Origin of the sequence: Neobacillus nitrireducens (genome assembly GCF_030915405.1) — a bacterium.
Taxonomy (GTDB): domain Bacteria; phylum Bacillota; class Bacilli; order Bacillales; family Cytobacillaceae; genus Neobacillus.
Genome location: NZ_CP133262.1, coordinates 1,989,013 through 2,009,972 on the forward strand (window position 1 = coordinate 1,989,013; position 20,960 = coordinate 2,009,972).

Here is a 20,960-nt window from a genome sequence, read left to right on the forward strand (position 1 = left end):
CTTTGAATTTAGGCGGATTTAAAAACAAGGAAGTATTAGTCGACTTAACAAATGGTGTTGTTGATTACAGAGGAATCAATGAAGAGGATGCAGTTAAGTACATAGGCGGTCGTGGGCTGGGCGTTAAGTATGTATTAGATAACGGTCCTGAAGTCGAGCCATTATCTGCAGAAAACATTCTATGTATTATGACAGGGCCAGTCACGGGATCACGTTCTTCAATGAGTGGACGCCTTTGTGTTGTTACCAAATCACCGCTAACCGGCACGGTTACGGATTCCCACATCGGTGGCTGGACGGCTGCTCGTCTCAAGTGGGCAGGCGTGGATAATATTATTTTTTCCGGAAAAAGTGACAAGCCTGTATACCTATTTATTGAAGATGGGAAAGCAGAGCTTCGTGACGCTTCAAACCTTTGGGGAACGAGCACACGAGCATTCATTAAAGCAATGAAAGACGAACATGGTGAAGAAGACCTAAGTGTCATGACAATTGGTCAAGCGGGTGAGAATACCGTACGCTTTGCCGCATTTATTAATGAACATGATCGTGCTGCAGGCCGTGGCGGTACCGCTGCTGTTGCCGGCTATAAAAAATTAAAAGCAATCGTAATCAAAGCTGCTCAAAAAGGCAATATGCCACAGCCAAAATTAGATACCGATTACAAAGATGCCAATAAAAAAGCGGTAAAAGCAATCCTTGATGGCGGCTTAACAGCACCTAATAAAGGCGGATTATCTGTCTATGGTACAAACGTTTTAACCAATTTAATCAATGAAGTGGGAGCGCTCCCAACCAAAAATTCCCAATTAACACACTGGGATGAAGCAGAGAAACACAGTGGCGAGTATTACAACACGAATTTACGTGTAGCTAATAACACCTGCCATGCCTGCCCAGTTGGCTGTAAGATCGAAGTAGAGGTTAAGGATGGAAAATATAAAACACGTGTAGAAAGCATTGAATTCGAATCCGCTTGGTCACTAGGTTCCAACTGTCTGTTAAGTGACGCAAAAGCGATTTCCTATATGATCGACCGCTGTAATGAATATGGTCTTGATACAATTGAGCTTGGTCACTGCTTCTCTGTAACAATGGAGGCCTACGAAAAAGGAATTATTAATGAGGAACTAATCTGGGGCGATGCGGATTCCATGATTGACTTAACCAAGAAAATTGCTTTCCGTGAAGGATTTGGCGGCGTACTTGCAGAAGGACCAGCACGTGCCACTGCACTTTGGGGTGCACCTGAACTGTCCATGTCTGTTAAAGGTCAGTCAATCCCAGCCTATGACCCACGCGGCATTCAAGGAATTGGACTTGGTTATGCTACAAGTAACCGCGGTGCTTGTCACCTTCGTGGATACACTGTTGCCAGTGAAATTGCTGGGATTCCTGAACCTACTGACCGCTTAAAGCCAGAAGGTAAAGGTGAATTATTAAAAGTATTCCAAGATATGCTTGCATTTTCAGATTCTATGAATATTTGTAAGTTCTCCTCCTTCTCCGAAAACGCTGAGCATTATGCTGAGCAATATAGTGGGATGACTGGAATTCAATTAACAGCTGAGGATGTTATGAAGGCTGGGGAAAGAATTTATAATCTTGAACGTTATTACAATAATCTTGCCGGATTTAATAAACGCGAGGATGACTTCCTTCCAAAACGATTTACAGAAGAACCAGCGTCTGGAAACAGTGCAGGACATGTAAGCCATATGGATATTATGCTTGAAGAGTACTATCAAGTACGCGGTTGGAAAGATGGACTTGTAACAGATGAAAAACTTCGTGAATTAGGGATTATTGACCCAGAAGTAAAACAAACTGTATAGGAGAATATGAGAAAAGCTTCTGCAAAAAATATGCAGAAGCTTTTTTTACCCGCCAATTCTCGTTGTTTTATAACGGTAATTTCTTATTAACTCATTCAAAATAGATTCCTCGTTTGCACAAAAACGCACTTGGACGGTATTTACTTTAAAACTTGAGGTAAATGAAATTTCCTTTTCTGATAAAATTTGACCGCTCCAGCTTTCTGCTTCATAAACATAAGGGAATCTACCTGTTATTTGTTTCGCACCAAGTTCTTCAAAATACAAGCCCAGATGGTCAATCCTTATACCGCGAAACTCTAAATCTTTTTCTATCATATCAACCACCTGCAACTGGAGGAAAAAGCGCAAATTGATCCTTTTCATCTACTTTTGTTTGAAGGTCATCAAGGTGAATGATATTTCTTCCATTGACATAGACATGAACAAATGGAAGCAGTTCCTTTTCAGTTGAGAAAATCTCATCTTTTAATGGAGGAAACATTTCAACCATTTTATCAAGCACATCGATTACTCGTTCACCATCAGGCTGAACATTTACCGTTACCCCACCACATATTTGCCGGAGATTAGCAAACACTTTTACGAGCATATGTATCCTCTCCTCTCTACCTAATTCAATATTAAAACCTAAAGTACAAGTTGTCACGATGTTTATCATTTCTTACCAAAACAAAAAGGCTACCGATGTACTCGTGCAGCCTTTTTTAGTTAAGTTAATATTATGGGTGTAAAAATGACATTGGCAGTCTTCCGCCTAGATATAAAACAAGAAACCATGCAATGGCAAACTGAATCCAAAATACAGAAGTTCTTCTGTTATTAGCCACACGACTAAGGATCATTTCAAATAATCCGATTACCCACAAACCTACAACTGCTTTTAAAATATACCAAACATCAATTTTGTAAACCGAAAAAAGAAGACCTACACCAGTTGCAATGATAATCAAATATAATACTCGTAAAATCATTTTGATGATTTTAGCACCTTTTTCTTTTCCACCTTTATGTAAGAAAAGGGCGACAACAAATAAGATTAGTGCTAAAAGCCACGCAGTAATATGTCCGTGAATCAAAATAGTTCCTCCTAAATGTATGTAATTTCATTTATTTCGAACCTATCATACCATAATCAACCTATAAACACGAAGAAAAGTAAGGCAAATATAGTAACAAACATGAAAATGTATGCTCACGTCAGCCTTCAATTTATTTGGGCAATTGAATCACATAACCATCGCCCATACATAGGATGTAGGAGATACTTTGAAAAAAAGGGTGTTGAAAATGCCAGCGATTGTTGGAGTTGCACAGGTCATTACACTTGGAAGCAGTTCGGTTTTCCATATTGGTGATGTTTATAAAATTATGCCATTTTCTACTGCAAAAACCTTTTCAGGTGCTGGTTCCTTTAACACTGGGGAAAGCTTACAGCTCCATAATAATGTTAGTTCTACAAATACCAGTGATTCTGATGTTTACGACCAAGGGATTGCTCTTAATGCGTAATGAATGGGTGATATTTAAATGAATTTCTATATTCAACAGTCCATTCAAATAAATTTTATTAAGATTGGCGGGATTACCAATTCCTCCGTCTTACAAATCGGTAGTGCCGGGATTATCAAACCTTCAGCTCATTTATATAATACCGGCGGGTTTACACAACCAGCACCACATATAATTAAATCCTCCGGCTCTTTATTAGGGGCACCAGCCGTACCGTTACAGGCTGCCGTTCGAAAATAAGATAAGATGTAAGCCCGACCCCCAGTAAATAATATTGGGGAACCTATTGGCGAAATAATTGTGAGGTGATTAAATGTATCAGGATTATTCCCAATATCTTCAATGGCTGCAGAGATGTATTCAAGCACAGGAGCAAAGAATTCTTACTTTAGAGAATGCTCTCCAAAAAATGAGAGAAGATATCAAACTAGTAAATGAAAAACAGGCCGTCCATATTGACAAAATTGAATATAAATTTGATCAATTGAAGGTTGAGACACTTGAAGGAACATTAAATATTGGTCTAAACCCTTCCGAATTATCCGGAATTGAGGACTTTGCTGTACAAAACCAATCCTTAACTACCCCAATTTCACCCAAACACCAAATGCAGAGATCAATGAAAATCGAGGAAGCTATTTACAGATATCTAGAAACGGATTTACCGCTAGTAGTTGAAGCTGTCCAGAGGGAATTAAACGTACAACCAAATGATGAATATTTATCTTTTGTAAAACAAGACATTATTAAACAGCTTCCTAGCAGGATTGAACATCATTTAGCCGCCATTTCCGCTAGCAGCCGTTCATCTGAAAATACACCTTCGGACGAATTAATTATTGAAGCACTTAAGAAAGAAATTCAAAATGGTGTAATGGTTTTTTTCAGCAATTTACCTGAAAATCTGAAAGGAATGAACTAAGAATGAACTTCCAAGTTTATAACCGAGAGTTGTTTGTCGAGACCATCAAAATCACCGGGGTGGCCAGTTCATCGTTAGTATTGGTGGGCGATACGGAAACGATTCAGTTGGCATCAACTTTTGATACCCCTGCGGAATCATTAATCATCGGCCCATTTGTTCCTTTATCAGCGGAGTGACCATTATGCTGCAGAGGACCTCTTGTGTTGATAATATAAATATTAAAATAGTCTCGTTTGCATCAACGGTACAGTTAGGGGATTCATGTATCATAAATGGACTTTCTACAGCACTTGCTGTCCAAAGGGAAATCGAAGAATTTTATGGAAATGAGGGCAATTTATCCTCATACCGAGTTTTTTCTGAACCTATTCCTTTTCTGCCAATTACGGAACCTTTCACCTACTCGCGTCAAAATCCAAACCCGCTCATTAAAGTTAATAAGATTGATATTATCGGGATATCTTCTTCATCCCTTTTACACGTTGGAAACAGCCGGAATGTTTCCATGGAGGCTAGAATTAAGCATATTCGACAGTTACTCCCAACTCCTAGACATAATGAAGAAGTAGAATTAGAAGAACAGGGACAGAATTAAACACATAATCTGTATTACAGGAAAAAATAGTTTACAAAAAAGGATGTTTTTCATGCCGGCGATTATTGGTCCAGTCCAAATCGTTACCGTTAGTGGGGGTATTGTGCAGTTTGGCGATACCGTGTATATCTCGCCGAAGAGCGCCTCTAAGACAAATGCTGGTTCAGGTGCATTTAATACCGGTGGATTTATCGTATCAAATTCCGGGTTAAGCGGTACCAATGTACTTGATACTAAAGTAATTGACCAGCCAATTGCAGGGAATAATTAAAAAATGACATACACCATCCCATATGGTCTATGTCATTTTTTTATTAGATTAATCTTTATTAACCTTTAAAATATGGGCCCCATCAAAGAAAAATAAATACCGTTCTGTGACCTTTTTCTTCCAAATTTGTTCGATTGCTCTTGTATATAAATTAATTTGCAGCTTGTATCGGTCTTCAAGGATGGTTTTCGCTTGTTCAAACCCACCTTTATAGCGGTCAGAAATTCGATCTGATTTATAATCAACCAAAACAAGACCTTTTTCATCCTCAAAAACACAGTCAATGATTCCTTGAACAAACACAGATTCTTCCTCATTCTCCCAAGCAGGGTACACATCCCGAGCAGCCATGGAAAGTGTAAAGGGCACCTCTCGGTTGATTGACCTGGCGTTAAAATATCGATTTCCTAACTCTGATTGAAAGAATTGCACAATTAAATGAGTGTCAATAATCTCAGCTTGTTCAGGAGTTAATAATTCATTGGTCAGCATCCATGTTACCTGTTCCTGAAGAGTGTCTTGACTAACCGATTTAGTTAAATCTACATGCTGCATGACCATATGCATGGCCGAACCACGTTCAGCAGGACTTAATTGTTTTTCCTGCATAAACTTCGGACGTTTTACAATCGACTTTTTAAAGTGTTTCACAAGGTCCGTCCCACTTTGTTCATCTGCCATTTCTCTTTGGCGTTTCATTTCAGAAACAGATTGCTTCGAACGATGGACAGCGGCATTTGGGAAGGAATACTCCCAGTCTAAGCGCGTCTTGATTTCGTCCAGAAATGGAGAAGTGGTCGGGATATGCTCCCCTTTTTGGACCAGTTCAAGAAATTGGTCTTCTATCATTCCTGCATCTATTTCCTTCTTCTTTATTTCATCTGCACTTATTTGTGAAACTTTCCATAAAGAAGAATGATTACTAATTTCCTCTGGAACAAGGACATTTCCCGTACTGCCAAGCCTTAATTCACTGGCATCGTGATGGCGGACAAGCGCTGGTCCAATCCAATCAATATAGCTTGTAACCGCTGCCCGTTCATAATCCTTTAACAACCACTCTGTGTTAGAAACAACGTCATTCCATTGGTCGAATTTTTTTAGCGAATCCTTCAGAGTTGCCGTTAAAAACAGTTTTTCCTTCGCCCTTGTCATTCCCACATATAGCACGCGCATTTCTTCCGCAAGCATCTCCATTTTCTTTTTTCGTTTAAAAGCAATTTGTGGTAAGGAAGGATATGAAATTCTTTTTTCCGCGTTTACATACTTAGATGCAAATCCGTATTCTTTATCGAGCATATATGGTTTACGAACATCGGCCATATTAAAAGTTCGTGCCATGCCCGCCATGAATACAACTGGAAATTCCAGCCCTTTACTACTATGGATGGTCATAATCCGAACCACGTCTTCTTGCTCACCGAGTGCCCTTGCAGCCCCTAGATCGTCCCCTCTTTCAATCATTCTTTCGATAAAGCGAAGAAACCTGAAAAGTCCACGAAAGGAGGTTTGCTCGTATTGTCTAGCTCGGTCGTAGAGTGCTCGTAAATTAGCTTGCCGCTGCTTCCCCCCTGGTAAACCGCCAACAAAATCATAAAATTGAGTATCACGGTAAAGCTGCCAAATTAACTCGGCCAACGAACCTTGTCTTGCCATTGACCGCCACTCTGTCAGAAGGTCATAAAAGCGGCGAATTTTTTCGTAAAATACGGCCGTATTTTGAGCCTCCTTACTCCTACAAAAAGAACTAACAGCCTCCCAAAAAGAACCACGCTTCTGATGAATACGGATTTTTGACAGTTCTTCTTCGTTCAACCCAACGATGGGTGATCGTAAGACCGCTGCTAGCGGGATATCTTGGAATGGATTATCAATAACTCTTAGTAGTGAAATCATGATTGCCACTTCAGTAGCATTAAAATAACCTGTCGATAGGTTCGCATAAATCGGTATCCCTTGCTGCTTGAACTCTTCAATGATTTGTGGCGCCCAAGTCATTGAACGAAGCAGGATTACCGTATCTCGGTACATAAGTGGCCGATTGGATTTCGTTTTTGTATTATATACTGGTGTTCCACTTGCGACTAGTTCCTTAATTTTCAAAGCAATTACCCGGGCTTCTAGTTGGGATTGTTCTAAACCTGCAACATCAAATTCCTCTGGAACTTGTACCTCTGTCTCTGCCTCAGCTGTATCATCCGAACCATTATCTTTAACATTTTGATTAATAAGCAGCAGTTCTACCGGATAAGGCTCATCTTCTGGATACGGTGCACCGGCACGCAATTCAGCCGCCTCATCATATTCAATTTCGCCCACTTTGATTCCCATAATATGTTTAAATAAATAATTAGTTGCATCGAGCACTTCTTTTCGGCTACGAAAATTTCGTGCAAGATCAATCCGAAGTCCTGTAGAATCACCGTCTACTTTAAAGCGGTTATACTTGCCTAAGAAAAGGTTCGGCTCAGCTAACCGAAAACGGTAAATGGATTGCTTAACATCCCCAACCATAAACATATTACCATTGTGCTCATCTTTCTTTGTTACAAGTTTTAAGATAGTTTCCTGGACCATATTTGTATCTTGATATTCATCGCAATAGACCTCTTTAAAATGCCTTTGGTAAGCGAGTGCTGCCTCCGATGGAAGAAATTCTCCTTCTGTTGAGATTTCCTTTGTCAAAATTCCCAGGCAGTAATGCTCTAAATCAGCGTAATCTACGATCCCTTTTTCTCTCTTTACCCTTTCAAATCGCCGTGAAAATTCCTTCACAAGATGAACCAACGTTTCTATTAACGGTCGCATTTCTGCCATATCTCGTAAAAAGCTTTCAGGTCTTCGAGAAAATAACTCCTCTTTTAAATCTTGTAGTTTTTTCTTTGCTTTATCGCGAAGTTTTTGGGCTTTCTCAGTAAGTTCTTTATCATAGTGATCACCCTTGACCTGTTTTGCTCGTGAAAAGGACCAGTTCTGCATTGCTTGATAAAGTGTTTCCCAAGAATCCTCCTTGGCAAGCAGAAGGGTATCAATCATTGTTAAGTCATCCAGAAAATTTTCGGCTCTTGGGGCCGGTCCGCCTGGGAGCTTTGTAACTTCCATTCCTCGCTTAATCATTTCCTTAGCAGCTCCTAATTGAAGTTCAATATCAAAAAGAAGTGCCTCTATAAAGGTTAGGTCCGCTATATTATGAATAGATGAAACATCATACATAGAAATGATGGACTGCAAATACTGGTCCGGCAAAGGATTTGACCGAGCAAAATCATAAATAGACCGAACAATATTCATTAATGCTGCATCACTTCGATCACTGGTAAATGAATCAACCAAGGTGAAGAATGACTCATTTTCCTTTTTTCCATATTCCTCTTCAAATAATTCATCCATCACTTCATCTCGGATTAACTGTGCCTCTGTAACATCGGCAATTCGAAACCCGGGATCAACATCGATTAAGTAATAATATTTTCGAATGACCTCCATGCAAAAGGAATGAAGTGTTGAGATGGAGGCTTTATTCAATAAACTGAGTTGCTTTCTTAGATGCCGCGACCATGGATCTTCATCTATCGCTTTTTCTAACGCTTCTCCAACCCGATGGCGCATTTCTGCTGCAGATGCGTTCGTAAAGGTTACCACCAATAATTCATCCACATCAATCGGGGCTTCTTTTGAAAGGATTTTTTGGATAATTCTTTCCACTAAGACAGCCGTTTTCCCCGAACCTGCTGCTGCAGCAACTAAGATATCTCTATCCCTAGTCATAATTGCTTTCCACTGATCATCAGTCCATGTCACATTTTCAGGCTTTGGTGGTATTCCGAAATTACTCATGATTCACGCACCTCCTTCCTAATTAAGTCCAAAACATCATCCTTTGAGTGTGGTGTGAGAACCCGAAATTGATTCGCTTCAATCGTTTCATCGATTTGACAGACCGATTTAAAGGAGCAGAACGTACAAGGCGTTTTATCCTTTAATTGATAAGGTGCGATGTCTATTTGCCCATCAATAATGGCATTACCTGTTTTCTCGTATAATTTTCGAACATAAGTTTTCAGGTCGTCAAATTCTGATAAACTGGCCACCTTGGACCTTTTTGATAAATTCCCGTCTTTTTTGATACCAGCTGCAATAATTTGCGAATCACCTGATTCAAGTGACTTGTCCATAAGCCGAATTACATTTTGGTCACTTAGCATTAATCCATTCATTTTAAACTTTTTCATCATTTCCGTTTCTATCTCATCTATCGTCAGCATTTTAGAAGTATTAATGAATGGATTATGAACATGGAAATAGAGAACGCCTGCAGGACTGGCTTTCATTTCTACCAATTGATTTGAATGGGTCATGACAATATCAAGATAGGTTAACATTTGCAGGGCAAGTCCATAATATACTTCGTTAAAATTGATATCCTTTTCACTCGATTTATAATCGATAACCCGTAAAAAGACGCTATCGTCTTCCCCTTTTGCCTGATCAACTCTGTCTATTCTGCCCGCCAATTCCATTCGTTTTCCGTTCTTTAGAGAAAATGATAATGGCGGCAGTTTTCCATTTGGTCCAAAGCCTAGTTCCAAACCAATCGGTGAGAAACCACTTACTTTAGCGTGCTCACTCAACACGACAGATGCCCGGGTAATAATTTGCTCCAATTTTCGTTTAATATAATGATGGCGCTCCGAGCTTAACAATATTTCGTTTTGCAGCTTAGGTGCTATCGATTTGACTGCTTCCTTCGATAGGTCTTCACATTGCTTCCTCGAAAGCTCAGCCCAAGAAAGATTTTGTTCATTAACAATATCAGCTATCTGCTTTAATGCTGCATGAAATAGTTCCCCAATATCCGGAGCCTCTAAGCGAAAAACTTTCCGATCTCGAAGCTTAAGACCGTGCTGAGCGAAATGAGAAAAAGCACAGGAGTTATATAGCTCCATCCTCGAAACACTGGCTTGTATGGTCTCACCATATAATTCATCTGCAGTATCTTTAGAGAGTTGGACAGCTGTGTTTGAATAAAAAAGACTCGAAAACACTTTTAGGGCTTTATCCCTTCCTGAGCTCCTAAGGTAATAGTTATATACATCCCACCATAAATCTGAAATTGGATACCCTCTCTTTTTCCATTGAAGCTGTGCATTAAGATAGGATAACGTCGTCGTAAAATTTGAAATAAAGCTTAGTTGACTGGGCTCCGACACTTGTGACGGATCTGTCACATAGAATAACTCCAACGCATCAGGAAACATATCTTTTATTCTCTTAATATACGAAGATGGAATTAACGCTTTTCCTTCATCATTCGCCAATGGATAACTAACATAAAGAAATTTTGACGGTGCTGTAAAAGCTTTATATGCCAGAAAATTTTCATCGAGTAAACGCGTCTTGCTGCTTGGCGCAATTTTGACACCTGTTGCAAGAAGCATTTCCCTGTCTTCATCAGAGAGGATTCCTTCATCCGATATTTTCGCAGGCAAAATTCCCTCACTGACACCAACTACGAAAACGACCTTCATATCATTCAGCCTTGATTTTTCTAAATCCCCAATTAACACCTGATCAAGAGCCGGCGGAATAAGTGAAAAATGTAAGGATTCAAATCCTGACTCTAGAACTGCAGCAAATTCCTTTAGTTTGATTGGCTCTTCTCCAAGTATTTCTACATATTGGTCCAGAAGATCGATTACTGCATTCCATACTTGTTCATGCTCACGCATTTTCACAAGATTACCTTGTTCATCAGCAGCTGCTTTCCATTTTTCAAGCTTGGCCGGGACATCCAATTCCTCTAGTAATAAATAAATGGCTTCGCAGAGTTTTCGTCCGGAATCAGCCTTTTTCAAGCGTCTTGATAGCCGTAATAACGGTGCACTTACCATAAGTTTTAATTCATTTAACTCTTGTTCCATTTCTCTTTCCGCATCAGTTTGAGAGTTTACTTCTAATTCCAGCCCTCTAATCCGTCGATAACTCCAGCGATCCTTTTTCGTCCATTTACTTCCGTTAATTCCGTATGCTAAACAATAATTTTCTAGTTTGTCCATTTTCTCACGCATTTTTGCAGGATTTTCCTGGAGAGGGTATAACAGTTCTGTCTTAATTGCTCTAAACACCGGTTCATAGCGCCAGAAGGAATTAATGACTTCAAGGCTTGAGCGAATTAACTCAATCAGCGGATGGTTCAGCATGGTTCTTTTTTGATCAATAAAATAGGGAATCTGATAATCGTCGAAAACCGGTTCAACAATTTCATGATAATCCCCGCCATTCCGGATTAATAATGCAATTTCCCGGTAACGGTATCCTTTTGTCCTGACCAAATGGCGAATCTCTCTGGCAATCCCTTCAATCTCAGCTCGACGGTTTACCGCTTGGCAAATTGTAATTTTTGTCTCACCAAAATAAGATTTGATAGGGCGTGCATCAAAGTTTTCTTCAAAATGACTCAGCGACGGCTCAGTCCATTTTTTTTGTTCTTTTAGAACGACTATCGGCTCAATTTCAATACCATTCGCTTTAGCTAAATCATAGAGTGAATAGCTAGTATCACCAGATAAGCGGAACAAATCGAGCTCGTCCGGCGGGGAATCAACAGAGTCCTGATCTGTCGTCAGTGCGATTGAAACGTTTTTACAATGCTTCATCAATTCCAGCATTACTTGATATTCCTGCGGTGAAAAACTATAAAAACCATCAATATATATTTCTGCATTTTTTAAATAGGTTGAGAAGGACACTTTCTCCGACAGGAGTTGAAAGTAATCCTCCGAATCAATATATTTACCAAAGACTTCGTCTTCAAACTTTTTATAGATAATTTCTAAATCCTTAAGTTTATCATTGAGAGCATTAGACTCCGTCGCTTCTCCATCTGCTTTGGAAAAACCTTGAATTAGTTCATCTGGACTGATGCAGTAACGTTTAAATTCGGTTATCATTTGTTCAAGCTGCTTGATAAAACCATTCTTATCTGCAGCTCGTTGAAAAAGTTTTAGTTGATCCTTTTGCTCTTCGATAATTTTACGAATTAACATACTCATCCCGACACTGCTTAAATGAGTTCGGCTAATTCCACCTGTTTCTTGCAAGATACGCCATGCCAAGCGAGAAAAACTATAGACTTGAGCACGAATCATTCCACCAATTGCCGGGTCCGTTGCCAAGCGATATTCAGATAAAAACGTCATCTGTTCCGGAACAATATAAATAATCGGTGCCCCCTCGGGATTTTCCCCAAGCCGCTTCTTTATTTCGTCCAGAAACATAGCTGTTTTGCCGCTTCCTGACCGCCCGATTACCATTCTTAATGACATATTAAAACCTCGCTTTCCACACCCACTCATAAACTTTGTATCTTTCATTCTACCATAAAATAAGCACAAACGTTTGGATTACTATCAAACAGATTAGAGCCAGAAATGGTAATTCTAACATATTAAATCAAAAAAACACGATTGAATAATCGTGCTTTTTACTGCATCTATTTATTTAAAAATGTACGTCCATTTCGTTTAATGGCCAGTAGCGTAAATCAACTTTACCGACAACTTGACTTGCTGAAATGAAACCGAATTGACGGCTGTCCCAACTACCTAATCGATTATCACCTAGGACAAATAATTTCCCATCAGGGACTGTATTTTCACCGGTAATTTCCATTAAACTGAAATCTCCCGTTATCCTGATTCCCGGTGACTTTTGTTTATAAACATTTAAAAATGGCTCTTCATACTTGTGACCATTGATATACAATACATCATCACGATATTCAATCTTATCCCCAGGAAGCCCAATAATACGTTTGACAAAATCCTCTTTTTCATTGGCATGAAACACAATCACATCAAACCTGTTCAATTCACCAACTTGATAACCAAGCTTGTTAACTACTAGCTTGTTCCCATCCTGCAACGTCGGCATCATGGATTCGCCTTCTACTACATAATTTGAAAAGAAAAATGTGCGAATAAAAGCAAAAATAATGATTCCAATCGCAAAAGCCTTAGCCCATTCGATACCTTCCTTTTTCCATTCAATCTTCATTAAAGCTCCTCCGTTTCTCCTGCTTATAGTTTCTATCTATTTCACCATTATGGTCAGTTTCCGTGCCCTTATTCATTCGGTTTTCAATTCTTTTGCCTACAAACCACAGAATGAATATAATAAGCAATACTACAACAGTCCGAAGAGGCTTCGTCAGCAAGGATTGAATATCATAGCCAACGAAACTAATCGTGAAAATCATCACCATTTTCCCAATACACACGGCAAGCATGTATTGGGAAAATCGAATTTTGGAAAGACCAGCGACAATGTTTACAACAGCCGAGGGTGTAAATGGAAAACAAAGCAGTAAAAAGAGCGGGCCAAAACCATGACGATCTACCCAGTCCATTAACTTACGGACCTGAGGGTGCCTTGGCAAAAAGGATAATAACCTTTTTTGCCCGTACCTTCTAATTAGCGTAAATACGAGCAATGCTCCGATACAGGCTCCAAGCCATGAGTACAAAAATCCTAACCAAAGTCCAAAGGCACTGGCATTAGCCATTACAAATAAAAACAATGGGAGAAATGGCAGGAACGCTTCAATGATAATAAGCAATATCCCTGGAATGGGGCCTAGGGATCGATATTCTTGAATAAGACTCATAATATGTTCAAGCGTAAACCACGCTTTTAGTGATTCCATATCCATCCGGTTTCTCCTCATTTTTTTACTAAGGCTCTTTTCGTAAACTTGGTTGCTTTTCGAATATTATAAGCGTCCTAAACTAAGTTTCTGGGCAATTTTCGCAAATGTTCTTACGAAAAGATGCCACGATACATCAAGTTATACGGGTTGATGAACGTATACGAAAAACAACAATCTATGCAAAATAGCCTTTACTAATTAGCTCTGTCAATGATTATTTTGTAATAAATTGATGGAGGGCTTCTTTATTTTTTTGGACATTGATATCTAATACTGCTCCCTCCCCAGCTATTCGAGCATCTGAATAGCTATTTTCGACAGGAATCCGTAACGTATCAATAGTTCCACGGTTTTTCGAAAAGAAATCCTTCGCCATAAAGGTTATGTCTGAAGTGTTCATATTTGTATTCACATAAGGCTTGACGACTCCAATTAGCTTAGGAAGTTTTGGAATTGTTTGTAAACCCATCAATTGATCTCCAATCGCCTTTACTGCCTTTTGTTGGCGTTCTACCCTTCCAAAATCACCAATGGCATCATGACGGTAGCGAACATATCCAAGCATTTCCTTTCCATTTAATTTTTGCAGACCTGGCTCTAAAGTTACATCAATATTTTTAGACATTTTTTTCTCAACATCTATCTCGACCCCATTCGGGAATGCCTCATCTATAAGTTGTACAAAGCCTTGAAAATCCACTATGACATAGTATTGAAGGTCAATATCAAAATTTTGCTTAATCGTTTGTCTCATTAATTCTGGTCCGCCGCGTGCAAATGCGGAATTAACTTTATGCTTCCCATGCCCGGGAATCTCGAGGTAACTATCCCTCATAATTGAAGTTAACTTAAAGGTCCCTTTGTCTTCATTATAATGAACAATCATTATCGTATCTGCACGAGACGTTTCCTTCCCCCTTGCATCACTTCCAAGCAAGAGGATATTCGTACCTCCGTACTGATCCTTTTGTCCTTTGAAGGTATAGACAACATTTGAAGCTTTTTTATCCATTTTTCCTAACGATTGGTTTACACCCTGCTGGTATTGAAAATATGCATAACCTGCCACTGCCCCGATTAGCAGTAGGAATACTAATAAAACGGATGGCCATCTTCTTTTTTTCTTTACTTGATGTTTATCAGATCTCATTGTTAATCACCTATTCATTCATGTTTTTTATTCTCCTGTATATATGACTGATGTATCTTTTTAGTGGTTTCTTCATTTAATTCATTTTCCCCTATCAGATATCCTTCTATTAATAAAAACTTTCTCATATATCAACGGAACATTTCAATAAATAAAACTCGCCAAATGACGAGTTTTTGTAAATGTAATGCACTATTGCTTTTGAAGGTTCTTTTTTGTAAAATAAAGAGGAACGTTTGTTCGTGATCGATGAAAGGTGTGAATGAAAAAATGACCAGAATCCCCGATGATGATCGAGATATAATGGAAAAGGCTATGTATTTACCAATGGTTCTAATTATCTTAAACCGGGATATAACCGTCATAGAAAATAGTCCGTTTAAATTAAAACAACCATATTTGGATTTGATTGAAGAAACGATGAAGGAAATCCAGAGGGAATTGGCTGAGGTTAAACTATATATGAAAAAAAATAAACTTCAGGTAATTGAAACAAAACGGGACGATGCTTTTACACTGTACAGGTTTATTTATAAAGGCTATGAAGAAAACCATAATTACTTTAATCCAAGAATCCGCAACAAGGTCCAAGAATTAATGGAGGCCTATTTATTAAAAAAACATCTGTCCCGCTAATAGTTTTGAAATTCGTACCACTTATTTCGGGTCGTTCGGATAAAAATCATCACCATAATCATTGGATCTTTCCAAGGCATTAAACATCTGGGGCTCGTTTGGCGTATAAATTGTCTTTTTCCCATTACTTTCTATTCTTTGCAAAAGTTTTGTTTTTAGTAATGAGGTCCTTAACATTTGCCCCTCAATTGTACAGATAGAAACTGGAAAAATATAGGATTGTTTATTGCGGAATAAAACCATTGTTTTTTTTGAGGATACCCGGCGATAACTCTCAATATGCCCAAGCGAAATCCATATACACTCCGGAACTAGCGGCGATGCAGTTGGAAAAAAATAGATGTGGTTAGTTGCTTCAATAACAATTGGGATTTTTCGATCATAGCCAATTAATTGTCTTGTTCCCCTTTTCCTGCTTTCGTAATCGACACCAAAATAACTACAGCCTTTTTTGATAATATCCAGTGGTTTAAAGGGAGATAAAAATTCATCTTCTACTTCTACAGCACGTGAATAAACTTTACCACCATATACAACTGGTTCTACAAACATCGTACACGTATTTATTTCATATTCTTCAATTTGCGGATGCTTCAACACATTCAACTCCTTTATATTATACCCACCATATCTTACCACTACTGGTTTTTAATTCCTCCACTTTTCTGAATTGTTCTTAATTTATTCACAAAATTTACGGAAAAGAAATATTTATCAGAGAATTATAAAAACTAATGATATTCTTCAAAAAAAACCATATAATTTTAAAAAGCATCAGAGGTGATTTTCATGAATGAAAAATCATACACGGAATTAATGAAACTTGGTGCCATGAAACGAAATCGTCTGAAAGAGAACTTCGTCCAAGATTTGTACATCGAAATGCTGTTGTCCGAAATTCAACTGACAGTTGAAAAAGAAAAATTATTACGGAAAATTGATTTGGCGATTGATGGTCGAGATAAAAAGTCATTTATCCATCTGTCCGGACAGCTCAAAGAAATCAACAAACGATTTGGGACCTAACATTTTTTTAAGCCGTCTAAGTTTGACGGCTTTTTATTTGGTAACGAACAATGGCAAAAAAAGAGCTGTTGACAGAAACGTCTACTGCTCTTTTTTTGCCATTATTATCATTTATTTCTATGTTTGACCTCATAATCTTCAAGCATCGATATCCTGTCGAGCATGGAAGGATGAGTGTACCTGAAAATCTTCACCAAAAGCGGCGGGTTCACTTGACTTAAACCAGAGCGGGTTAACTCCTGGAAAGATGTGATGGCTGCCTCTGGATTTTTGGTCATTTCAATCGCATATTTGTCGGCCCGTGTTTCTTGATAACGAGAAGTAAAATTGGTTATTGGACTTGCAGCAAACAAGAGAATCGATAGGACCATAAAAAATAATGGCAGAGAGCGGATATCTCTTGTGTCTGAGATTTTCAACTCATTTCCCCAGCGTTTTGTTACCCAATTCATAATCCTATAGGTCAAATACAATCCCAGCAGTGAAATCAGCAAATAGCCAGCGATTCCAAAATAAATATGTTTCTCGACATAATGGCACATTTCATGAGCCATTATAAATAAAATTTGACTATCAGTTAGTTTATTTAATGTTGTATCCCACAGAACAATTCGAGCATTAGTGCCAATCCCCGTTACATAAGCATTTAAAGCATTCGTTTCATCTGACATATTTACTTCAAATACATGCTGTGCCGGAATTTCAGCCTTATCAGCCAGAGTCAAAATTTTTGTTTCTAATTCTTTATTTTTTAATGGATAAAAGTCATGGTATAACGGATCAATTACGACTGGCTGGAGAAACATCATAAACAATGTAAACGGTATGGATAAAAGCCAACCATAAAGCCACCATCTCTTTTGACTTTTCTTCATTAGCCAGTATAATACCGGGACAATAATCAGCCAAGTCCCATAATTAAGCCAAAAGTCGATCAACTCATCCTTCATCCAGGAAGCGAAGCTTTGGGTTCAAATATTATACGTTTTTGATAAAGAAAAACTAATATAGCTTAAAGGGAATGTCGCCAAATAAGCGAAAAAAGATAACCAAATAAGATAAATAGCTGTTTGAAGCAACTTATACTTTGAAGAGTTTTCTGCCCAGTTCTTGAACGCCTTTGAAAATCCGAATAATAAAATTAAGAAATAAAATAGCCATTCAAACGGAGTAGATAAGAAAAAAAGGAGGTTTCTTATTTTGGAATACTCCTCACTCAGCATAAGTTCCCTTCCATTTAAAAATGTCGACGGGTCAGCTTTAGACCCCTCATATTCAAACGGCAGGTTTGTATCCGCGAAATAGAATAAATACCAATAAAAAAATAAGCCATATAGAATGTAGCCCAAAACCGCATAGACTCCCATTTTCCTTACCATGTTTTTTCCCCCTTTGTGTACAAACTCTCTATACTTAGTTTAGTTAAAAAAGGGCAAATTAGAACAAAAACAAAAGCCGGTTTTAAATACCTGCTTACATAAAATAGGAATATAGGGACAGGATAGCGATTGAACCGAGGACAACAACTATGACGTTGGCTCCCAAAAAGGCAGCGACAAAGGCAGCTGCAGCTCCTAATCCCCCATACCAAATATCATCCTTTTGAATAAAGAGAATCGCAGGGAAAATTAATGCCCCTAAAGTGGCATAAGGTACATTTTTTAATACCCCTTGAATAAAAGGAGGGAGTTCTTTCCCTTTAAATAAAACGAAAGGTATCATCCGTGGAATATAGGTAACTAATCCCATACCAAGAATCATCCAAACTATTTCAGTCTTCATGATGAACACTCCGATTTCTCATTTTTATTACTTCAGCTATTTCGATGATTATGGCTGATAACAGGGTAGCTGTAACAATTGCCCAGCCTTGAGCCATGAAATGACCTATTGTAAAAATAGAATTAAAGATGGCACCAAGTATCGCCAAAAAAACTACTTTTACACTTTTTTTCATCGAGGGGACCAGGAGTCCAATAAACATCGCATATAGCGCGACCCCCATGCTTTCCTGTAGTGTTTTGGGGAGGCCTGCCCCAATCAAATGACCCAGCCCGGAAAAAACTACCCAACTCAAATAAGAAACCGAAATAACACCGAATAAAAAGCCTGTTGCCGCCTTTCCCTCTTTAGTGGCGACAACTGAAAATGTTTCATCTGTAATGCCAAACGAATAAATCAACTTATTAAGGAGATGGTCCTCCTCCACTTTTTCATTCAATGAGGTACTCATTAGAAAATGCCGAATATTTACAATGAAGGTTGTTAAGATAATTTCAAATATTCCTGTCCCGTAGGCGATAAGGCTTAGTGAAATATATTGGGAGGCACCTGCAAACACAATCAGACTCATTAAAACTGTTTCATATATGGATAGTCCTGAAGTTTTAGCAAGAAGGCCAAAGGTCAACGCAATCGGAAAATAGCCAATGCCAATGCTTATCCCTGCTTGAATACCTTTTTTAAATTCCGACGATTCTCTACTAATTACTAGATCCGACAACTCTCTTCCCCCTTGTTGCGTTCGCTCATGTAAATATAAATATTAACAAATATTCAGTAAAAATAAAATAAAAAACATGGCTACAATAAACCATGTTTCGATTTTTATATAAAACTTACTTACTTACAGTTTGTTCTACCTGAACCTTTAGGGCCCTTCTTAAAATTTTCCCAGTTGTATTCTTAGGCAGTTCTTCAATAAATTCAATTGATGAAGGAACCTTATATTTAGCCAAATGCTGACTGCAATATATCAGTAATTGCTCTGCGGTTAGCTGTGGATTCTTGCTGACAACATAGGCTTTAACAGCTTCACCGAGATTTGGGTCAGGAACGCCGAGTACGGCCACCTCTACCACATCAGAATGATTATAAATGACCTCCTCTACTTCACGTGGATAGACATTATATCCTCCAACTAAGATGAGATCCTTTTTTCGATCGACAATATAAAAGTATCCATCTTCATCCATTCTTGCAAGATCACCAGTATGAAGCCAGCCATTACGAATAGCGGCACCCGTTTCTTCAGGCATTTGATAATATCCCTTCATTACATTAGGACCACGAACGACAAGTTCCCCGACCTCGCCAACGGGTACTTCTTCACCCAACTCATTAAAGATTTTATTTTCAACACGAAGTATTGATGTTCCGATTGAACCAGGTTTGCGCGGTCGATCAAGCGGATTAAAGCAAGTAACAGGTGAAGCTTCTGATAGACCATAACCTTCAGATACAACAACATTAAATTTTTGTTCAAAGTTCTTCAAGAGAGCAACAGGTAACGATGCACCTCCTGAAATGCATAACCGCAAGGATTTCAGATCCTCAGTTTTTCCATCAGGGTTTTGAAAGAGAAAATTATACATGGTCGGCACACCTGCAAAAACTGTGGCCTGATTTTCTTTGATTAACTCAAAAATTTCCCTTGGACTAAATTTAGGTGCAATTAATAGTGTTGCACCGCTTAATAAGGGTGCATTTAGAGCAACTGTTAAGCAGAAGACATGGAACATTGGCAGAACCGTTACTACTTTATCATCTGAATTCATTTTCAAATATTGGCCCACATCTTTAGCATTACTATACAAATTTTTATGGGTTAACATTGCACCTTTTGGTTTGCCTGTTGTCCCTGAGGTATAAAGAATAATGGCTGTATCATCATCTTTAAGCTCCGGTCCCATAAAGGTTATTTCACCAGAAGTGACCACTTCTGCAAACGATTTCATTTTTGAAGAAGCTGATAAGCTCTCAAATTTCGATTCAACCCTGCTATTTGGGTCTGTTTCACAAAAAATATAGTGCTCTATTTTTGGAAGGAACGTGTGCATTTTTTCTACTAATGGGATGGCCATGTCGAGCGCAATCACTGCCTTGACGTCACCGTTATTCAATATATAGCCGATTTCATCAGCAGTATAAATCGGGTTCACGGGAATTACTGTTACCCCTAACCGTAACGTTCCGTACAAGCTGATCACAAAGTGTGGTGAGTTACCTAACAACAATGCAATATGATCCCCTTGTTTTACTCCTAATTTTTGGAGACCCGATGCAAATTTTGTAATCGCACCTTCTAATTCAGCATAAGTACAAGATTGATCCATAAAATAATAGGCTGGTTTGGCGGCATAGTTCATGGCAGTTTCTTTAAACTGTGTTAAAAGATTCATTGTTCTCCCCCTGAGATGAATGAACACTCATTCACAAAATAGTAACAATTTTCTAAATATATTATATTAAAAGTAATGCATCTATTCAAGTATAATACTAGAAAGTTCAGACAAAAAAAGAA

At 38.5% G+C, this 20,960-nt stretch carries 21 protein-coding genes and 1 pseudogene; 9 read left to right on the forward strand and 13 right to left on the reverse strand.

From position 1 onward, the window contains the following. The first annotated feature begins 2 nt into the window (after nt 1-2). Nucleotides 3-1,835, forward strand: coding sequence for an aldehyde ferredoxin oxidoreductase family protein (locus RCG22_RS09610; protein WP_308106652.1), 1,833 nt, complete (start codon nt 3-5; stop codon nt 1,833-1,835). Between the two features lie 45 nt (nt 1,836-1,880). Here the strand turns inward: RCG22_RS09610 and RCG22_RS09615 are convergent, their stop codons facing one another. The 3 genes from RCG22_RS09615 to RCG22_RS09625 all read right to left on the reverse strand — a co-directional run bounded on the left by RCG22_RS09615 (nt 1,881) and on the right by RCG22_RS09625 (nt 2,914). Beyond that, the gene (locus RCG22_RS09615; protein WP_308106653.1) at nt 1,881-2,153 is read right to left on the reverse strand and encodes a MoaD-like domain-containing protein; all 273 of its coding nucleotides are present in this window, start codon (nt 2,151-2,153) and stop codon (nt 1,881-1,883) included. 1 nt (nt 2,154) lies between these two features. Next, nucleotides 2,155-2,427, reverse strand: coding sequence for a ubiquitin-like small modifier protein 1 (locus tag RCG22_RS09620; protein WP_098260876.1), 273 nt, complete (start codon nt 2,425-2,427; stop codon nt 2,155-2,157). A 130-nt stretch (nt 2,428-2,557) separates the two neighbouring features. Next, entirely contained in the window at nt 2,558-2,914 is a 357-nt protein-coding gene (locus RCG22_RS09625; RefSeq protein WP_308106654.1) for a YisL family protein, read from the reverse strand. Nucleotides 2,915-3,125: 211 nt separating this feature from the next. Between RCG22_RS09625 and RCG22_RS09630 the strand changes: the two genes are divergently transcribed. The 6 genes from RCG22_RS09630 (at nt 3,126) to RCG22_RS09655 (ending at nt 5,138) form a co-directional block, all read left to right on the forward strand. Continuing rightward, on the forward strand, nt 3,126-3,347 hold the full coding sequence (locus RCG22_RS09630) for a spore germination protein (protein ID WP_098261017.1): 222 nt from the start codon (nt 3,126-3,128) through the stop codon (nt 3,345-3,347). Nucleotides 3,348-3,365: 18 nt separating this feature from the next. Further along, nucleotides 3,366-3,587, forward strand: a complete 222-nt coding sequence (locus tag RCG22_RS09635) for a spore germination protein GerPB (RefSeq protein ID WP_098260874.1) — start codon at nt 3,366-3,368, stop codon at nt 3,585-3,587. Nucleotides 3,588-3,660: 73 nt separating this feature from the next. Then, nucleotides 3,661-4,269, forward strand: a complete 609-nt coding sequence (gene gerPC / locus RCG22_RS09640) for a spore germination protein GerPC (RefSeq protein ID WP_308106655.1) — start codon at nt 3,661-3,663, stop codon at nt 4,267-4,269. 2 nt (nt 4,270-4,271) lie between these two features. After that, the gene (locus RCG22_RS09645) at nt 4,272-4,448 is read left to right on the forward strand and encodes a spore gernimation protein GerPD (protein WP_098260872.1); all 177 of its coding nucleotides are present in this window, start codon (nt 4,272-4,274) and stop codon (nt 4,446-4,448) included. Nucleotides 4,449-4,453: 5 nt separating this feature from the next. Continuing rightward, nucleotides 4,454-4,867, forward strand: coding sequence for a spore germination protein GerPE (locus RCG22_RS09650; protein ID WP_308106656.1), 414 nt, complete (start codon nt 4,454-4,456; stop codon nt 4,865-4,867). A 52-nt stretch (nt 4,868-4,919) separates the two neighbouring features. After that, nucleotides 4,920-5,138, forward strand: coding sequence for a spore germination protein (locus RCG22_RS09655; RefSeq protein ID WP_308106657.1), 219 nt, complete (start codon nt 4,920-4,922; stop codon nt 5,136-5,138). 48 nt (nt 5,139-5,186) lie between these two features. Here the strand turns inward: RCG22_RS09655 and addA are convergent, their stop codons facing one another. The 5 genes from addA to RCG22_RS09680 form a co-directional block, all read right to left on the reverse strand. Further along, complete coding sequence (gene addA / locus RCG22_RS09660; protein ID WP_308106658.1) at nt 5,187-8,975, reverse strand: helicase-exonuclease AddAB subunit AddA; 3,789 nt, start codon at nt 8,973-8,975, stop codon at nt 5,187-5,189. After that, the gene (addB, locus tag RCG22_RS09665; RefSeq protein ID WP_308106659.1) at nt 8,972-12,463 is read right to left on the reverse strand and encodes a helicase-exonuclease AddAB subunit AddB; all 3,492 of its coding nucleotides are present in this window, start codon (nt 12,461-12,463) and stop codon (nt 8,972-8,974) included. The genes addA and addB overlap by 4 nt, the downstream gene beginning before the upstream one ends. Before the next feature lie 175 nt (nt 12,464-12,638). Continuing rightward, entirely contained in the window at nt 12,639-13,193 is a 555-nt protein-coding gene (gene lepB / locus RCG22_RS09670; protein WP_098260867.1) for a signal peptidase I, read from the reverse strand. Further along, a complete protein-coding gene (locus RCG22_RS09675; protein ID WP_098260866.1) occupies nt 13,183-13,848 on the reverse strand; it encodes a TVP38/TMEM64 family protein in 666 nt (221 codons plus the stop codon). The genes lepB and RCG22_RS09675 overlap by 11 nt, the downstream gene beginning before the upstream one ends. Before the next feature lie 211 nt (nt 13,849-14,059). Then, nucleotides 14,060-14,995 carry an LCP family protein gene (locus RCG22_RS09680; protein WP_308106660.1) on the reverse strand — a complete coding sequence of 312 codons (936 nt, stop codon included), beginning with the start codon at nt 14,993-14,995 and terminating at the stop codon, nt 14,060-14,062. Between the two features lie 270 nt (nt 14,996-15,265). Between RCG22_RS09680 and RCG22_RS09685 the strand changes: the two genes are divergently transcribed. Beyond that, entirely contained in the window at nt 15,266-15,631 is a 366-nt protein-coding gene (locus RCG22_RS09685; protein WP_098261016.1) for a YhjD family protein, read from the forward strand. A 21-nt stretch (nt 15,632-15,652) separates the two neighbouring features. On the opposite strand, the gene RCG22_RS09690 is transcribed toward RCG22_RS09685, so the two are convergent. Then, nucleotides 15,653-16,231 (reverse strand): competence protein ComK, encoded by a 579-nt coding sequence (locus RCG22_RS09690; RefSeq protein WP_308107120.1) that lies wholly within the window; start codon nt 16,229-16,231, stop codon nt 15,653-15,655. A 189-nt stretch (nt 16,232-16,420) separates the two neighbouring features. Here RCG22_RS09690 and RCG22_RS09695 point away from each other — a divergent pair, with 189 nt between their 5' ends. Then, nucleotides 16,421-16,657 (forward strand): IDEAL domain-containing protein, encoded by a 237-nt coding sequence (locus RCG22_RS09695; protein WP_098260863.1) that lies wholly within the window; start codon nt 16,421-16,423, stop codon nt 16,655-16,657. Between the two features lie 107 nt (nt 16,658-16,764). Here RCG22_RS09695 and RCG22_RS09700 read toward each other — a convergent pair. The 4 genes and pseudogenes from RCG22_RS09700 to RCG22_RS09715 form a co-directional block, all read right to left on the reverse strand. Beyond that, a pseudogene (locus RCG22_RS09700) lies at nt 16,765-18,036 on the reverse strand (M48 family metallopeptidase). A gap of 94 nt (nt 18,037-18,130) precedes the next feature. Continuing rightward, nucleotides 18,131-18,439, reverse strand: a complete 309-nt coding sequence (locus RCG22_RS09705) for an AzlD domain-containing protein (RefSeq protein WP_098260861.1) — start codon at nt 18,437-18,439, stop codon at nt 18,131-18,133. After that, nucleotides 18,429-19,160: an AzlC family ABC transporter permease gene (locus RCG22_RS09710; protein ID WP_308106661.1), complete on the reverse strand. Its 732-nt coding sequence runs from the start codon at nt 19,158-19,160 to the stop codon at nt 18,429-18,431. Before RCG22_RS09710 ends, RCG22_RS09705 begins: the two co-directional genes overlap by 11 nt. A gap of 115 nt (nt 19,161-19,275) precedes the next feature. Continuing rightward, on the reverse strand, nt 19,276-20,838 hold the full coding sequence (locus RCG22_RS09715) for a fatty acid--CoA ligase family protein (protein ID WP_308106662.1): 1,563 nt from the start codon (nt 20,836-20,838) through the stop codon (nt 19,276-19,278). Nucleotides 20,839-20,960: the final 122 nt, after the last annotated feature.

Coding starts and splice junctions, on each gene's coding strand:
- RCG22_RS09615 (WP_308106653.1), bottom strand. CDS start 2,153: ATGATAGAAAAAGATTTAGAGTTTCGCGGTATAAGGATTGACCATCTG.
- RCG22_RS09620 (WP_098260876.1), bottom strand. CDS start 2,427: ATGCTCGTAAAAGTGTTTGCTAATCTCCGGCAAATATGTGGTGGGGTA.
- RCG22_RS09630 (WP_098261017.1), top strand. CDS start 3,126: ATGCCAGCGATTGTTGGAGTTGCACAGGTCATTACACTTGGAAGCAGT.
- RCG22_RS09635 (WP_098260874.1), top strand. CDS start 3,366: ATGAATTTCTATATTCAACAGTCCATTCAAATAAATTTTATTAAGATT.
- gerPC (WP_308106655.1), top strand. CDS start 3,661: ATGTATCAGGATTATTCCCAATATCTTCAATGGCTGCAGAGATGTATT.
- RCG22_RS09645 (WP_098260872.1), top strand. CDS start 4,272: ATGAACTTCCAAGTTTATAACCGAGAGTTGTTTGTCGAGACCATCAAA.
- RCG22_RS09650 (WP_308106656.1), top strand. CDS start 4,454: ATGCTGCAGAGGACCTCTTGTGTTGATAATATAAATATTAAAATAGTC.
- RCG22_RS09655 (WP_308106657.1), top strand. CDS start 4,920: ATGCCGGCGATTATTGGTCCAGTCCAAATCGTTACCGTTAGTGGGGGT.
- addA (WP_308106658.1), bottom strand. CDS start 8,975: ATGAGTAATTTCGGAATACCACCAAAGCCTGAAAATGTGACATGGACT.
- addB (WP_308106659.1), bottom strand. CDS start 12,463: ATGTCATTAAGAATGGTAATCGGGCGGTCAGGAAGCGGCAAAACAGCT.
- lepB (WP_098260867.1), bottom strand. CDS start 13,193: ATGAAGATTGAATGGAAAAAGGAAGGTATCGAATGGGCTAAGGCTTTT.
- RCG22_RS09675 (WP_098260866.1), bottom strand. CDS start 13,848: ATGGATATGGAATCACTAAAAGCGTGGTTTACGCTTGAACATATTATG.
- RCG22_RS09680 (WP_308106660.1), bottom strand. CDS start 14,995: ATGAGATCTGATAAACATCAAGTAAAGAAAAAAAGAAGATGGCCATCC.
- RCG22_RS09685 (WP_098261016.1), top strand. CDS start 15,266: ATGACCAGAATCCCCGATGATGATCGAGATATAATGGAAAAGGCTATG.
- RCG22_RS09695 (WP_098260863.1), top strand. CDS start 16,421: ATGAATGAAAAATCATACACGGAATTAATGAAACTTGGTGCCATGAAA.
- RCG22_RS09705 (WP_098260861.1), bottom strand. CDS start 18,439: ATGAAGACTGAAATAGTTTGGATGATTCTTGGTATGGGATTAGTTACC.
- RCG22_RS09715 (WP_308106662.1), bottom strand. CDS start 20,838: ATGAATCTTTTAACACAGTTTAAAGAAACTGCCATGAACTATGCCGCC.